This is a genomic window from Pseudomonas sp. TJI-51, from assembly GCF_000190455.2.
GTDB classification, from domain to species: Bacteria; Pseudomonadota; Gammaproteobacteria; order Pseudomonadales; family Pseudomonadaceae; genus Aquipseudomonas; species Aquipseudomonas juntendi.
Genome location: NZ_AEWE02000001.1, coordinates 58,068 through 72,971, shown reverse-complemented (window position 1 = coordinate 72,971; position 14,904 = coordinate 58,068). Strand labels below are relative to the sequence as shown.

Here is a 14,904-nt window from a genome sequence, read left to right as displayed (position 1 = left end):
GGGCTTTGACCGGCACCGGCTGGGCCACCAGCACGATGCCGGAGAAGCCCAGCACCAGGAAGCAGAACATCTGCCAGCGCTCGCCAACGGAAATGCCGTAACGCAGGGTGTAGTACCCCACACACGCACCGAAGCCGAGCAACAGCATCTGGCCGCGAAACTGCCGCCACCAGGCCGCCAGGCCTTCCACCCTTGCCAGCACAGCCAGCTGGGTCAACAAGCCAAGCAACGCCACGCCGATCAACCAGCGGTCGATCTGCCCGGCGATATCCTGCACCAGCAGCGGCGCCAGGCCGCTGACCTTGAGCGCAGGCACCAGCCCCACATGGAACACCCACAGGCCACCGACCCAGAACACCTGGGCCAGTTGCCAGAGGATCCCCTCAAGGGATGGCGCCCGCAGGCGCCGGTCAGATGTGTTTGACTTCGACAATCTCGTACTCGACCGTACCGTTAGGCGTCTTGACGACAACGGTATCCCCTTCTTCCTTGCCAATGATGGCACGGGCAATCGGGGCGCTGTTCGACAGCTTGCCTTTCTTCACATCGGCTTCATCTTCGCCAACGATCTGATAGGTCACTTCTTCATCGGTTTCGGTGTTGGCCAGCACCACGGTGGTGCCAAAAATCACCTTGCCGGTGTGAGCGATGGTGGTGACGTCGATCACCACCGAGTTCTGCAGGCGGCCTTCGATATCGCGGATACGCGCCTCGACCATGCCCTGCTCTTCACGCGCGGCATGGTATTCGGCGTTTTCCTTGAGGTCGCCCAGCTCACGCGCTTCACCAATGGCTTGGCTCAGGCGCGGGCGCTCGGTCTTGCTCAGGAAGGTCAGCTCCTCTTCCAGGGCGCGAGCGCCCTGGACGGTCATCGGGTATTTGGTAATGCTCATGCTTTGAGTCCTGCATGCAGATCCTGCAGGCGACGAACAGTCTTCTCGGGACCGAATTTCAACGCCTCGCAGATGGCTTCACCAGCCGCAATGGTAGTGGTGCAGTAAATCTTGTGCTGCAGCGCATTGCGGCGAATCGAGTAGGAGTCGGCGATCGACTGGCGGCCTTCGGTGGTGTTGATGATCAGCGACACTTCGTCGTTCTTGATCATGTCGACCACGTGCGGGCGGCCTTCGGTCACCTTGTTCACGCGGCGCACTTTCAGGCCAGCCGCCTCGATAACCTTGGCGGTGCCGGCAGTAGCAACCACTTCGAAGCCCAGGGCGATCAGGTCACGGGCAACGCCAGCCACTTGTGGCTTGTCGTCGTCACGCACGCTGATGAACGCGGTGCCGCCAGTAGGCAGCACTTCGCTGGCACCCATCTGGGCCTTGGCGAAGGCTTCACCGAAGCTGTCACCAACACCCATGACCTCACCGGTCGATTTCATCTCAGGGCCGAGGATCGGGTCAACCCCTGGGAACTTGGCGAACGGGAAGACGGCTTCCTTGACGCTGTAGAAGTTCGGGATGATTTCCTGGGTGAAGCCCAGCTCTTTCAGGGTTTTGCCAGCCATGACGCGGGCCGCGATCATGGCCAGGGAAGTGCCGATGCACTTGGACACGAACGGCACGGTACGCGATGCACGCGGGTTGACTTCGATCACGTAGATCTTGTCGCCCTGCAGGGCCAGCTGCACGTTCATCAGGCCGACCACGCCCAGCTCCAGGGCCATTTTCTTGACCTGTTCGCGCACTTCGTCCTGCACGCCCTTGCTCAGCGAGTAAGGTGGCAGGGAGCATGCCGAGTCACCGGAGTGAACGCCGGCCTGTTCGATGTGCTGCATGATCGCGCCGATGACCACGTCGGTACCGTCGCACACCGCATCCACGTCCATTTCGATGGCGCAGTTGAGGAAGTGGTCGAGCAGTACCGGGCTGTCGTTGGAAACCTGAACAGCCTCACGCAGGTAGCGCTTGAGCTCGTCCAGTTCGTAGACGATCTCCATGGCACGGCCACCCAGTACATAGGATGGGCGCACGACCAGCGGGTAGCCGATGCTGCCGGCGGCACGAATGGCCTCTTCTTCGCTGCGCACGGTCGCGTTTGGCGGCTGCAGCAGGTTCAGGCGCTGGACCATCTGCTGGAAGCGCTCGCGGTCTTCGGCGCGGTCGATGGCGTCCGGGCTGGTACCGATGATCGGCACACCGGCCTCTTCCAGGGCGCGCGCCAGCTTCAGCGGGGTCTGGCCGCCGTAGTGCACGATCACGCCTTTGGGCTTCTCGACGCGGCACACTTCCAGCACGTCTTCCAGGGTCAGCGGCTCGAAGTACAGGCGGTCGGAGGTGTCGTAGTCGGTGGAAACGGTTTCCGGGTTGCAGTTGACCATGATGGTCTCGTAACCGTCGTCACGCAGCGCCAGAGCGGCGTGTACGCAGCAGTAGTCGAACTCGATACCTTGGCCGATACGGTTCGGGCCACCACCCAGGATCATGATCTTGTCACGGGTCGACGGGTTGGCCTCGCACTCTTCCTCGTAGGTGGAGTACAGGTAGGCGGTGTCGGTGGCGAACTCGGCGGCGCAGGTATCGACGCGCTTGTACACCGGGAACACTTCGAGCTTGTGGCGGTGGCGGCGCAGGTTCTTGTCGGTGATACCCAACAGCTTGGCCAGGCGCTGGTCAGAGAAGCCCTTGCGCTTGAGGCGCAGCATGTAGTCCTTGTCGATGGCCGACAGGGCCAGGGTCTTGACCTTCTCTTCTTCTTTGATCAGGTCTTCCATCTGCACCAGGAACCACATGTCGATGCCGGTCAGATTGAAGATTTCTTCGCAGGTCATGCCCGAACGCATGGCGTCGGCGACATACCAGATACGCTCGGCACCCGGCACGGTCAGCTCGCGCTTGAGGATGCTGGCAGCTTCCGGGCTGGCCAGGTCGACTTTCGGGTCGAGGCCGCAAGCGCCCACTTCCAGGCCACGCAGGGCTTTCTGCAGGGACTCCTGGAAGGTACGGCCGATGGCCATGACTTCACCCACGGACTTCATCTGGGTGGTCAGGCGGGCGTCGGCCTTGGGGAATTTCTCGAAGGCGAAGCGCGGCAGCTTGGTGACCACGTAGTCGATCGACGGCTCGAAGGAGGCCGGGGTACGGCCGCCGGTGATGTCGTTCTGCAGCTCGTCGAGGGTGTAGCCGATGGCCAGCTTGGCGGCGATCTTGGCGATCGGGAAGCCAGTAGCCTTGGAGGCCAATGCCGAGGAACGCGAAACGCGCGGGTTCATCTCGATCACGACCATGCGGCCGGTGTTCGGGCAGATACCGAACTGCACGTTGGAACCGCCGGTTTCCACACCAATTTCACGCAGCACCGCCAGCGAGGCGTTGCGCATGATCTGGTATTCCTTGTCGGTCAGGGTCTGCGCCGGGGCAACCGTGATCGAGTCACCGGTGTGCACGCCCATCGGGTCGAAGTTCTCGATGGAGCAGACGATGATGCAGTTGTCCTTTTTGTCGCGGACCACTTCCATCTCGTACTCTTTCCAACCGATCAGCGATTCGTCGATCAGCAGTTCCTTGGTTGGCGACAGGTCCAGGCCACGGGTGCAGATTTCTTCGAATTCTTCACGGTTGTAGGCAATACCGCCGCCAGTGCCGCCCATGGTGAACGACGGGCGGATGATGCAAGGGAAGCCCAGCTTCTCCAGCACCGCATTGGCCTCTTCCATGCTGTGGGCGATACCCGAACGCGGGCACTCCAGGCCGATGTCCTTCATTGCCTTGTCGAAGCGCGAGCGGTCTTCGGCCTTGTCGATGGTGTCGGCGTTGGCACCGATCATCTCTACGCCGAACTTTTCCAGAACGCCGTGGCGCTCCAGGTCCAGGGCGCAGTTCAGTGCAGTCTGGCCACCCATGGTCGGCAGCACGGCGTCTGGGCGCTCTTTCTCGATGATCTTGGCCACCGACTGCCACTTGATCGGCTCGATGTAGGTGGCGTCGGCCATGGCCGGGTCGGTCATGATGGTGGCTGGGTTGGAGTTCACCAGGATGACGCGGAAACCTTCCTCGCGCAGGGCTTTGCAAGCCTGGGCGCCGGAGTAGTCGAATTCACAGGCCTGGCCGATCACGATCGGGCCAGCGCCGAGAATCAGGATGCTTTTGATGTCTGTACGTTTTGGCATGGTGGTCACTCAAATCCGGGGTCAGTCGGCAAGCCGCTTTGAACAATCTGGGTCAGGCGCTGCCGGGCGCGGCGTGTGCCGGCCCGGGGCCTTGAAGCAGGATGCTCAGCGGCGCTTGGCCATGGCATCGGTGAAACGATCGAACAGTGGCGCGACGTCGGTCGGGCCTGGGCTCGCTTCAGGGTGGCCCTGGAAGCTGAACGCGCTCTTGTCGGTACGCTCGATACCCTGCAGGGTGCCGTCGAACAGCGACTTGTGGATGGCGCGGACATTGCCCGGCAGGGTGGCTTCGTCAACGGCAAAGCCGTGGTTCTGGCTGGTGATCATGACCACGCCGGTGTCCAGGTCTTGCACCGGGTGGTTGGCACCGTGGTGGCCATGGCCCATTTTCACAGTCTTGGCACCGGAGGCCAGCGCCAGCAACTGGTGGCCCAGGCAGATGCCGAATACCGGAATCTCGGTTTCGAGGATTTCCTTGATGGCCTGGATGGCGTAGTCGCACGGCTCGGGGTCGCCAGGGCCGTTGGACAGGAACACGCCGTCCGGGTTGAGCGCCAGCACTTCGCTGGCCGGGGTCTGGGCCGGCACCACGGTCACGCGGCAGCCACGGGCAACCAGCATGCGCAGGATGTTCAGCTTGACGCCGTAGTCGAAGGCCACCACGTGGTAGGGCAGGTCGGCCGCGTCGATGGTCGGGTGGCTGTCGGTTTTCAGCTCCCACACGCTGGAGCGCCACTCGTAGCGTTCCTTGGTGGAAACCACCTTGGCCAGGTCCATGCCCTTGAGGCCCGGGAAACCGCGGGCAGCGGCGATGGCCGCCTCTTCGCTGATGTTGTCACCCGCCAGGATGCAGCCGTTCTGGGCGCCCTTCTCACGCAGGATGCGGGTGAGGCGACGGGTGTCGATGCCGGCGATGGCAACCACATTGTTGGCCTTGAGGTACTCCGGCAGCGACTGGGTGTTGCGCCAGTTGCTGGCCAGCAGCGGCAGGTCACGGATGACCAGGCCGGCGGACCACACGCGGTTGGACTCGGCGTCTTCCGGGGTGGTACCGGTGTTGCCGATGTGCGGGTAGGTCAGGGTGACGATTTGCTGCGCGTAGGAAGGGTCTGTAAGGATTTCCTGGTAGCCGGTCATAGCGGTGTTGAATACCACCTCACCAACGGTCTGACCGTCGGCACCAATGGCTTCACCGCGAAAAATACTGCCGTCGGCAAGGGCGAGTATGGCTGGCTTTGTCAAGAAGACCTCCCGTAAATCAAGCATGAAAGGGCGATCGCAGGTTGCAAAAAAGCGGAGTGACGTATGGACACGTCACCCCGCTTTCATGTGCTGAATTCAATTCGCTGCGCGCTTTTAGTGGACACACTAAAGCTGTAGCTTACAGAAAAGTGCGTTTTCGGTCTACCGCATATGTGCCTCTAAAACACATCGATGCGACAGGCTGACTATTGTGTTGGCGTCTTCACGGGCTTGCCCGCTCCCACAGGGCTTGGGCCTTGCACAAAACCTGTAGGAGCGGGCAAGCCCGCGAATAACCCAACACAGCCCTCACTGCTTAACGCAGATCAAGCACATCCTGCATGTCGTACAGGCCAGGCTCACGCCCGTCGAGCCACAGCGCCGCACGCACCGCGCCCTTGGCGAAGGTCATGCGGCTGGAGGCCTTGTGGGTGATCTCCAGGCGCTCGCCTTCTGCAGCGAACAGCACGGTGTGATCACCGACCACGTCGCCGGCACGTACGGTGGCAAAGCCGATCGTCTTGCGGTCGCGCGCGCCGGTCTGCCCTTCACGGCCATACACGGCCACTTCCTGCAGATCGCGGCCCAGCGCGTTGGCAACCACTTCACCCATGCGCAACGCCGTACCCGAAGGGGCATCGACCTTGTGGCGGTGGTGCGCCTCGATGATTTCGATATCCACATCATCGCCCAGCACGCGTGCCGCCATGTCGAGCAACTTCAGGCTCAGGTTGACGCCGACGCTGAAGTTGGCAGCGAACACGATTGGAATGTCCTTGCCCGCCTCGGCCAGCAACTGCTTTTCTTCGACGGTAAAACCGGTGGTACCGATGACCATGGCCTTGCCGTGCTTGCGGCAGAACGCCAGGTTCTTCAGGGTGACCGACGGGTGGGTGAAATCGATCAGCACGTCGAACTCGTCCACCACCTTGGCCAGGTCGTCGGACAGCAGCACACCAATGCGCCCCAGGGCCGCCAGTTCACCGGCATCGGCGCCGACCAGCGAGCTGTCCGGGCGGTCGACCGCCGCCGTCAGCCCGGCGCCGGGTTGCTGCTGCACGGCCTCGATGAGGGTCTTGCCCATACGCCCTGCCGCGCCCATCACTGCAATACGTCGCATAGCCTTTTCCTTGTCAGAGATCGCCGAAGAAGCGCTTCACGCCATCGAACCAGCCACTGGCCTTGGGCGAGTGCGAGCTGTCGCCTTCCAGCGAATCACGCAGCTCTTCGAGCAGTTCGCGCTGGCGGCGGCTGAGGTTGACCGGGGTTTCCACCGCCACACGGCACAGCAGGTCACCGGCACCACCACCGCGCACCGGCGCCACACCCTTGCCACGCAAGCGGAACTGCTTGCCGGTCTGGGTGCCTTCCGGAATACGCAGCTTCACGCGGCCATCGAGGGTCGGCACTTCCAGCTCGCCGCCCAGGGCGGCATCGGTGTAGCTGATCGGCACTTCGCAGTACAGGTGCTTGCCGTCACGCTGGAAGATCTCGTGCTCACGCACACTGATCACCACATACAGGTCGCCGGTCGGGCCACCATGGGTGCCGGCCTCGCCTTCACCCGACAGACGGATGCGGTCACCGGTATCGACACCGGCCGGCACCTTGACCGACAGGGTCTTGTATTCCTCGACGCGGCCTTCGCCGTGGCACGAGGTGCAAGGGTCGGTGATGATCTTGCCCTGGCCATGGCAACGCGGGCAGGTTTGCTGCACCGAGAAGAAGCCCTGCTGCATGCGGACCTGGCCGATGCCACCACAGGTGGGGCAGGTCGACGGGGTGGAGCCCTTCTTGGCGCCGGAGCCATCGCACGGCTGGCAGTTGACCAGGGTCGGCACGCGGATGCTGACCGTAGTGCCGCGCACCGCTTCTTCCAGGTTCAGCTCCAGGGTGTAACGCAGGTCGCTGCCACGCTGGGCGCCACCGCGTCCGCCACCGCGGCCACCGCCGAAGAAGTCGCTGAACACATCGCCGAAGATGTCGGAGAAGTTTGCGCCACCGAAACCAGGGCCGCCGCCACCCATGCTCGGGTCGACACCGGCATGGCCATACTGGTCGAACGCCGCGCGCTTGCTGGCATCAGACAGCACTTCGTAGGCCTCGTTGGCCTCTTTGAACTTGTCTTCGGACTCTTTATCGCCCGGGTTGCGGTCCGGGTGGTATTTCATCGCCAGACGGCGATAAGCCTTTTTGAGGTCTGCCTCGGTGGCGCCGCGCTCGACACCCAGAACCTCATAATAATCACGCTTGGACATAGGTCATTTGCACCTTGTTGGGCGTGTGGCATCTGCGCCACGCCATCAGCACCTGCGCTCGCCCAGCGGGGCCGCTGACAGATGCTGTAAAAATTCTCGAATTCCAGATACGCCAACGCGGGAGCAAGCCCCCGCGCGGCGACATCCTACCAGTTCACCGACAAACCACGGTGAACTGGCCGACAACATGCAACGATTACTTCTTGTCGTCGCCTTTGACTTCTTCGAACTCGGCGTCAACCACGTCATCGTGCTTGGCTTCCGGCTCGGCCTGCTGCGCGCCACCCTGAGGCTGTTCGGCCGACTGCTCGGCGTACATCTTCTGGGCAACCGGGGCAGAGACCTTGGACAGCTCTTCGACCTTGGCGTCGATGGCGGCCTTGTCGTCGCCTTTGACAGCGGCTTCCAGGGCAACCACGGCAGCCTCGATGGCGGTTTTCTCTTCAGCGGTAACCTTGTCACCGGCGTCAGCAACCATCTTGCGGGTCGAGTGAACCAGCGCATCACCCTGGTTACGGGCAGCAGCCAGCTCTTCGAACTTGCGGTCTTCCTCGGCGTTGGCCTCGGCGTCACGCACCATGCGCTCGATTTCTTCGTCCGACAGGCCGGAGTTGGCCTTGATCACGATCGACTGCGACTTGCCGGTGGCCTTGTCTTTGGCGCTGACGTGCAGGATGCCGTTGGCGTCGATGTCGAAGGTCACTTCGATTTGCGGCACACCGCGTGGCGCTGGCGGAATGTCGGCCAGGTCGAACTTGCCCAGCGACTTGTTCTGCGCAGCCTGCTTACGCTCACCCTGCAGCACGTGAATGGTCACAGCGCCCTGGTTGTCGTCGGCAGTCGAGAACACCTGCGACTTCTTGGTCGGGATGGTGGTGTTCTTCTCGATCAGCGAAGTCATCACGCCGCCCATGGTTTCGATACCCAGGGTCAGTGGGCTGACGTCCAGCAGCAGCACGTCTTTCACGTCGCCAGCCAGTACCGCGCCCTGAATGGCAGCACCCATGGCCACGGCTTCGTCCGGGTTGACGTCCTTGCGGGCTTCTTTACCGAAGAAGTCAGCAACGGCCTTCTGCACCAGCGGCATACGGGTCTGGCCACCGACCAGGATCACGTCGTCGATCTTGCTGGCGTCAATGCCGGCGTCTTTCAGCGCTACGCGGCATGGCTCGATGGTACGGGTAACCAGGTCTTCGACCAGCGACTCCAGCTTGGCGCGGGAGATTTTCACGTTCAGGTGCTTCGGACCGGTGGCATCTGCAGTGATGTACGGCAGGTTGACGTCGGTCGACTGAGCGGACGACAGCTCGATCTTGGCTTTTTCAGCAGCTTCTTTCAGACGCTGCAGGGCCAGTGGATCGTTCTTCAGGTCCATGCCCGACTCTTTCTTGAACTCGTCGACGAGGTAGTCGATCAGGCGCATGTCGAAGTCTTCGCCACCCAGGAAGGTGTCGCCGTTGGTAGCCAGTACTTCGAACTGGTGCTCGCCGTCGACTTCGGCAATTTCAATGACCGACACGTCGAAGGTACCACCACCCAGGTCATAGACGATGACGGTGTGGTCGCCCTTGGCCTTGTCCATGCCGTAGGCCAGTGCAGCGGCAGTCGGCTCGTTGATGATACGTTTTACGTCCAGGCCCGCGATGCGGCCGGCGTCTTTGGTAGCCTGGCGCTGGCTGTCGTTGAAGTAGGCCGGCACGGTGATTACCGCTTCGGTCACGGCCTCGCCGAGGTAGTCTTCGGCGGTTTTCTTCATTTTCTTCAGCACTTCAGCGCTGATTTGCGGCGGTGCCATGTCTTTGCCGCCCGCTTGTACCCAAGCGTCGCCATTGCTGGCCTTGACGATTTTGTAGGGCACCAGCTTGATGTCTTTCTGCACGACGTCTTCTTCGAAGCGGCGGCCGATCAGGCGCTTCACGGCGAACAGGGTGTTGTGCGGGTTGGTGACGGCCTGGCGCTTGGCCGACTGGCCAACCAGGATTTCGCCATCGTTGGCGTAGGCCACGATCGAAGGGGTAGTACGCGCACCCTCGGCGTTTTCGATGACTTTGACGTTACCGTTTTCCAGAATAGAGACGCACGAGTTGGTGGTCCCCAGGTCGATACCGATGATCTTGCCCATGTTAACTCTCCCGAAACTTGAATTTGGTAGCAGCGACTAATTTGGCCAACTGCGGTAATACTTGAAGGCTTGACACCTAGATGGGGATGCCCCGACGGATTTCAAGCCTTTTCATTGATCGAGGGTTGCGCCGCGCTCGGCGCCTTGCTGACCACCACCATGGCGGGGCGCAGCAGGCGGCCGTTGAGCAGGTACCCCTTCTGGAACACGTTCAACACGCTGTTAGGCTCTACGTCAGCGCTTTCCTGCATGGCCATGGCCTGGTGGTGCTCAGGGTTGAACGGCTGGCCATGCGGGTCGACCGCTTCGAGGTTGTAGCGCTTGAGGGTGTCCTGGAACATTTTCAGGGTCAGCTCCACGCCTTCGCGGATCTGCTTGACGTTTTCATCCTCGGCGCTGGAGTGGGCCAGGGCCAGTTCCAGGCTGTCGATCACCGGCAGCAGGTCGCTGGAGAACTTCTCCAGGGCGAACTTGTGGGCTTTCTCGACATCCTGCTCGGCGCGGCGGCGCACGTTCTGCAAGTCGGCCACGGCGCGCAGCGATTGGTCCTTGGCGGCGGCCAGCTGTTCCTCGAGTTCCAGAACACGGGCATCCGCAGTGGCTTGGGCACCGGTTTCTTCAACATTAAGGTCTTTTTCGTTCAGCTGTTCGTCAGCCATGGGGTCTCTCCTGCGCAATTTTGTAGACTGCGAGCCAGGCTCGCCTTGGTTGTCGGCTATATGGGGCCGGAAAAACCAGCTTCAAGGGGCAAGCGGGTTTTCAGGCACAAACAGAATCCGCCAAGAGGCATTGGCAGGCCTGAAAAAAGTACTGTATAAATAACCAGACCTGACTTTTCGGGAGCCGCCCCCCATGCTGGTGCACCTGTCCATTCACAACTACGCCATCGTCGAACACCTCGACCTCGAAATCGCCCGCGGCATGTCCGTCATCACGGGCGAGACCGGCGCTGGCAAATCGATCATGCTCGACGCCCTCGGCCTGGCCCTGGGCGACCGGGCCGACAGCGGCGTGGTGCGCCCTGGCACCGACAAGGCCGATATCCTGGCCACCTTCGACCTGGTGGACATCCCCGAGGCGCACACCTGGCTGGCCGAGCGCGACATGGACAGCGACGGCCTGTGCATTTTGCGCCGGGTCATCACCGCCGAAGGGCGCAGCCGGGGCTACATCAACGGCACCCCGTGCCCGCTCGGCGACCTCAAGGCCCTGGGCGAACTGCTGATCGACATCCACAGCCAGCATGAGCACCAGTCGCTACTGAAAACCGACACCCACCGCCGCCTGCTAGACGAGTACGCCGGTGCTGTCGACCTGGCCCGCCAGGTGCAACTGGTCGCCAAACGCTGGCAGCAAACCCGCCTGGAACTGGAGCGCCTGTCCAACTCCGGTGACGAGCAGCGCGCCCGCCATCAACTGCTCAGCTACCAGCTGGAAGAGCTGGACAACCTTGCCCTCGGCGAGCACGAGCTGGAACAGCTGGAGCAGGAACACAAGAACCTGACCAGCGCCGAAGCCCTGTTCGGTATCTGCCGCCAGGTCATCGACCAGTGCAGCGAAAGCGATTCGGGCAACGTACTCAGCGCCCTCACCGCCAGCCTCAACCGCCTGGGCGCCGCCACCCAGTCGCCCAAGGCGCTGACCGAGGCGGCCAACCTGATCGCCAGCGCGCAGATCCAGGTTGAAGAAGCGGTGGGTGAGCTTAACCGCTTCCTGGACAACTTCGATGCCGACCCGATGCGCCTGCAGGCACTGGAGGAGCGCCTCGACACCATCTATACCCTGGCGCGCAAACACCGTGTGCACCCGACCGAGCTGCCGCACCTGCAGCAGCAACTGATGGAAGAGCTGGAAGGCCTGAACGCCAGCGATGAATCGATTGAACAGCTGGGCGAAGAGCTGGCTGCGTACGCCCAGCACTATAAAGAGCGGGCCAGCGAACTCAGCGCCCTGCGCCGGCAGGCCGCCCAGCAGTTGGCGGTGGCGGTGGAACAGGAAATCCAGCGGCTGGGCATGCCTGGCGGGCGCTTCCGTATCGAGCTGACCCCGCACGAGGGTACGGAACTCTCGCCGCATGGCCTGGAGCAGATCGAGCTCCTGGTCAGCGCCAACCCGGGGCAACCCCTCAAGGGCCTGGCCAAGGTTGCGTCGGGTGGCGAACTGTCACGCATCAGCCTGGCGATCCAGGTGATCACGGCACAGACCTCGCGCATTCCCACGCTGGTATTCGACGAAGTGGATGTGGGTATCGGCGGGCCCACTGCGGAAATCGTCGGCCAGTTGCTGCGCCGGCTGGGTGAGCGCGGCCAGGTGCTGACCGTGACCCACCTGCCGCAGGTGGCAGCGCAGGGGCACCACCACCTGTTCGTGCACAAGGTGCGCAACAGCGACACCACCCACACCGCCGTGGCCAGCCTGGGCAAGCGCGAGCGCGTGGAAGAAGTCGCGCGCATGCTGGGCGGCATCGACCTGACCAAGGAATCCCTGGCGCATGCGCGCAAGATGGTGGTTACCAGCAAGGCCTGAAGCCACTGGATTGCCGGGGCCGCTTGCGGCCCTGTCGCGACGCAATGCCGCTCACTGACCTACTGCCCCTAAAAGCACAAAGGCGACCCGAAGGTCGCCTTTGCTGTCCATAACGATTGAATCGTTACTTCTTCTTACGCACGTACAGGACCAGATTGTGGTCCACCAGCTCGAAACCGTGTTCCTCCACGATTTCACGCTGACGCTTCTCGATGGCGGCGTCCATGAACTCGATGACTTCACTGGTATCCACGTCGACCATATGGTCGTGGTGACCGCCATCGGCCAGTTCGAATACCGCATGACCGCCGTCGAAGTTGTGGCGAACCACCAGACCCGCCGCTTCGAACTGGGTCAGTACGCGGTACACGGTAGCCAGGCCAACGTCCTCGCCAGCCTCCATCAGCGCCTTGTAGACATCCTCGGCGCTCATGTGACGCTGCTCGGCAGAGTCGAGCATCTGAAGGATCTTGACTCGAGGCAGGGTTACCTTGAGACCGGCTTTGCGTAATTCGCTATTTTCAACCATGGTCAGCTTTCTCGCCGATGCTGCTTCGCAGCTTCTCTTAATACGGGTATGATCGGGGTTTACGTTGTCCAGCCAAGATAGTGGAAGTCGCCCACCGATGCAAAACACCAAGCTCTTGCTAAACAGCCTCGCCCTCGCGGGACTGCTCGCACTCGCCGGTTGCTCGTTTCCCGGGGTTTACAAAATCGACATCCAGCAGGGCAATGTCGTCACGCAGGACATGATAGACCAATTGCGCCCGGGAATGACCCGACGGCAAGTGCGGTTTATCATGGGCAACCCGCTGATTCAGGACACTTTCAACACCAACCGTTGGGATTACCTGTACAGCCTGCAGCCTGGTGGCGGCCAACGCCAGCAGGAGCGCATGAGCATTTTCTTCAACGACAGCGACCAACTGGTCAGCCTGTCTGGCGACTTTATGCCAGGCGTTAGCCGCGACCAGGAAATTCTGGGTGGCAGCAGCGATACCACGGTCAGCCCCGGCACCGAGCCAGGCCAAACCGAGCAGCCCGCCACGCAACCGGCGGAGCAACCCGCCAAGCCTGGTTCGACCGAAGAGGCCATCCAGCGCGAAATCGATACCATCGAGACCACCCCGGTGCCTACGCCAGCACCGCTGGAAACCCGGTAATCGAAAGCAACAAAAAAGCCCGGACTTGTTCCGGGCTTTTTGTTGCTGCCTGCCTGATCAGCCGTTCAACTGCTTGGCACGCTGGCAGAACGCATCGACCAGGGTATTCGCCGCCTGGTTGAACAGCGGCCCCAACGTGGCACGCACAATGGGCCCGGCATAATCGAACGACAGGTCCAGGCTGATTTTGCAGGCCTTCTCGCCCAAAGGCTTGAACACCCACACCCCATGCAATTGGGTAAAGGGGCCCTCCTCCAGGTTCATTTCGATGGACTGCCCGGGCACCAGCACGTTGCGCGTCACAAAGTGCTGGCTCATGCCGCCCTTGGCCACTTCGAGCTTGGCACGCATGTGCGTTTCGCTGCTGTCGATCACCGTCGCGGCCGAGCACCACGGCAGGAACTGCGGGTAGCTGGCCACGTCGTTGACCAGATCGTAGAGCGCCTGGGCGGGGTATGGCAGCAGGGCGGAGCGTTGAATATGGGTAGTCATCCAGGCGTCACTTCCAAGGCTGGGTGGCGGCGCTTCGCAGCGTGCCAAAAACAGATTCTGTCGGCAGGACAGGGCTTGTATTGTCCGGTATTCATTGCGGTGGCTCAAGCACACCGAAATCCCATAGCGAACGACGCACGGTCTTGCCTATAATGCCGGCCCTATGGCTAAACAAAAGAAACATCCGACCGGGACCATCGCGCAGAACAAAAAAGCGCGACACGATTACTTCATCGAACACAAGTTCGAGGCCGGGCTGGTCCTGTCCGGTTGGGAAGTAAAAAGCCTGCGAGCCGGCAAGGCGCACCTCGTGGACAGCTACGTGCTGCTCAAGGACGGTGAGGCCTGGCTGTTCGGCAGCCACATCACCCCGCTGACCACGGCCAGCACCCACGTGATCGCCGACCCGATGCGCACGCGCAAGCTGCTGCTGAACAAGCGCGAGCTCGAGCGCCTGGAAGCGGCGGTGGCGCAAAAGGGTTACACCTGCGTGGCGTTGTCGCTGTACTGGAGCAAGCACCTGATCAAGTGCGAAATTGCACTGGGCAAGGGCAAGAAGGAATTCGACAAGCGCGACACCGTGCGCGAACGCGATTCCAACCGCGAGCTGCAGCGGGCGGTGCGCAACAAGGGCAAGGAAGACTAAACCTTCTTGGTCAGCAGCGCGGTCAGTGTAGGAGCGGCCTTGTGTCGCGATGGGCTGCGAAGCAGCCCCAGCAATCTCGGCTCATTGCCGAAGCCCAGGGGCCGCTTCGCAGCCCATCGCGACACAAGGCCGCTCCTACATTAACCGCACATGCATGAAGAGACCGAGTCAACGCCCGCTACGCCGCTCCGCCCGCGCCACCCGCTGCGCCTCCTCATGGGCCTCTTCCAGCACTTCCTGCACATACAGGATGTGCCGGCTGGACACCTCTCGCGCCTCCTCCGCCCTGCCTTCGACAATCGCCAGGTACAGCTCGCGGTGCTGGCTGATCAGCATGTCGCGGG

Annotated in this window: 13 protein-coding genes and 1 pseudogene; 3 read left to right on the top strand and 11 right to left on the bottom strand. The window is 62.0% G+C overall.

What is annotated here, in order from left to right:
• From G1E_RS00375 to grpE, 8 genes are all read right to left on the bottom strand, one after another.
• Positions 1-433: MFS transporter (locus G1E_RS00375; RefSeq protein WP_084728177.1), on the bottom strand; the 433-nt coding region annotated here is incomplete at its 3' end.
• A complete protein-coding gene (greA, locus tag G1E_RS00370) occupies positions 411-893 on the bottom strand; it encodes a transcription elongation factor GreA (protein WP_029885744.1) in 483 nt (160 codons plus the stop codon). The genes G1E_RS00375 and greA, both read right to left, overlap by 23 nt.
• The gene (carB, locus tag G1E_RS00365; protein ID WP_029885745.1) at positions 890-4,111 is read right to left on the bottom strand and encodes a carbamoyl-phosphate synthase large subunit; all 3,222 of its coding nucleotides are present in this window, start codon (positions 4,109-4,111) and stop codon (positions 890-892) included. The genes greA and carB overlap by 4 nt, the downstream gene beginning before the upstream one ends.
• 105 nt (positions 4,112-4,216) lie before the next feature.
• Positions 4,217-5,353 (bottom strand): glutamine-hydrolyzing carbamoyl-phosphate synthase small subunit, encoded by a 1,137-nt coding sequence (gene carA, locus G1E_RS00360; RefSeq protein ID WP_003249935.1) that lies wholly within the window; start codon positions 5,351-5,353, stop codon positions 4,217-4,219.
• Between the two features lie 316 nt (positions 5,354-5,669).
• Positions 5,670-6,473, bottom strand: coding sequence for a 4-hydroxy-tetrahydrodipicolinate reductase (gene dapB / locus G1E_RS00355; RefSeq protein WP_009685336.1), 804 nt, complete (start codon positions 6,471-6,473; stop codon positions 5,670-5,672).
• A gap of 13 nt (positions 6,474-6,486) precedes the next feature.
• Entirely contained in the window at positions 6,487-7,611 is a 1,125-nt protein-coding gene (gene dnaJ / locus G1E_RS00350) for a molecular chaperone DnaJ (RefSeq protein WP_009685335.1), read from the bottom strand.
• Positions 7,612-7,807: 196 nt separating this feature from the next.
• On the bottom strand, positions 7,808-9,733 hold the full coding sequence (dnaK, locus tag G1E_RS00345) for a molecular chaperone DnaK (RefSeq protein ID WP_009685334.1): 1,926 nt from the start codon (positions 9,731-9,733) through the stop codon (positions 7,808-7,810).
• A 101-nt stretch (positions 9,734-9,834) separates the two neighbouring features.
• Positions 9,835-10,392 (bottom strand): nucleotide exchange factor GrpE, encoded by a 558-nt coding sequence (grpE, locus tag G1E_RS00340; RefSeq protein ID WP_009685333.1) that lies wholly within the window; start codon positions 10,390-10,392, stop codon positions 9,835-9,837.
• A 193-nt stretch (positions 10,393-10,585) separates the two neighbouring features.
• Here grpE and recN point away from each other — a divergent pair, with 193 nt between their 5' ends.
• Positions 10,586-12,259, top strand: coding sequence for a DNA repair protein RecN (gene recN, locus G1E_RS00335; protein WP_009685332.1), 1,674 nt, complete (start codon positions 10,586-10,588; stop codon positions 12,257-12,259).
• Positions 12,260-12,383: 124 nt separating this feature from the next.
• Here recN and fur read toward each other — a convergent pair whose 3' ends face one another.
• Positions 12,384-12,788 carry a ferric iron uptake transcriptional regulator gene (gene fur, locus G1E_RS00330; RefSeq protein WP_009685331.1) on the bottom strand — a complete coding sequence of 135 codons (405 nt, stop codon included), beginning with the start codon at positions 12,786-12,788 and terminating at the stop codon, positions 12,384-12,386.
• Positions 12,789-12,885: 97 nt separating this feature from the next.
• Here fur and G1E_RS00325 point away from each other — a divergent pair, with 97 nt between their 5' ends.
• Complete coding sequence (locus tag G1E_RS00325) at positions 12,886-13,422, top strand: outer membrane protein assembly factor BamE (protein WP_009685330.1); 537 nt, start codon at positions 12,886-12,888, stop codon at positions 13,420-13,422.
• Positions 13,423-13,479: 57 nt separating this feature from the next.
• Here G1E_RS00325 and G1E_RS00320 read toward each other — a convergent pair whose 3' ends face one another.
• Entirely contained in the window at positions 13,480-13,914 is a 435-nt protein-coding gene (locus tag G1E_RS00320; protein ID WP_009685329.1) for a type II toxin-antitoxin system RatA family toxin, read from the bottom strand.
• A 163-nt stretch (positions 13,915-14,077) separates the two neighbouring features.
• On the opposite strand from G1E_RS00320, the gene smpB reads away from it, so the two are divergent.
• Complete coding sequence (smpB, locus tag G1E_RS00315; RefSeq protein ID WP_029887491.1) at positions 14,078-14,560, top strand: SsrA-binding protein SmpB; 483 nt, start codon at positions 14,078-14,080, stop codon at positions 14,558-14,560.
• A 168-nt stretch (positions 14,561-14,728) separates the two neighbouring features.
• On the opposite strand, the pseudogene G1E_RS29040 reads toward smpB, so the two are convergent.
• Positions 14,729-14,904 (bottom strand): annotated as a pseudogene (locus G1E_RS29040) (GntR family transcriptional regulator); the annotation flags it as partial.

Coding starts and splice junctions, on each gene's coding strand:
- fur (WP_009685331.1), bottom strand. CDS start 12,788: ATGGTTGAAAATAGCGAATTACGCAAAGCCGGTCTCAAGGTAACCCTG.
- dnaK (WP_009685334.1), bottom strand. CDS start 9,733: ATGGGCAAGATCATCGGTATCGACCTGGGGACCACCAACTCGTGCGTC.
- carB (WP_029885745.1), bottom strand. CDS start 4,111: ATGCCAAAACGTACAGACATCAAAAGCATCCTGATTCTCGGCGCTGGC.
- smpB (WP_029887491.1), top strand. CDS start 14,078: ATGGCTAAACAAAAGAAACATCCGACCGGGACCATCGCGCAGAACAAA.
- G1E_RS00320 (WP_009685329.1), bottom strand. CDS start 13,914: ATGACTACCCATATTCAACGCTCCGCCCTGCTGCCATACCCCGCCCAG.
- dapB (WP_009685336.1), bottom strand. CDS start 6,473: ATGCGACGTATTGCAGTGATGGGCGCGGCAGGGCGTATGGGCAAGACC.
- recN (WP_009685332.1), top strand. CDS start 10,586: ATGCTGGTGCACCTGTCCATTCACAACTACGCCATCGTCGAACACCTC.
- greA (WP_029885744.1), bottom strand. CDS start 893: ATGAGCATTACCAAATACCCGATGACCGTCCAGGGCGCTCGCGCCCTG.
- G1E_RS00325 (WP_009685330.1), top strand. CDS start 12,886: ATGCAAAACACCAAGCTCTTGCTAAACAGCCTCGCCCTCGCGGGACTG.
- grpE (WP_009685333.1), bottom strand. CDS start 10,392: ATGGCTGACGAACAGCTGAACGAAAAAGACCTTAATGTTGAAGAAACC.
- dnaJ (WP_009685335.1), bottom strand. CDS start 7,611: ATGTCCAAGCGTGATTATTATGAGGTTCTGGGTGTCGAGCGCGGCGCC.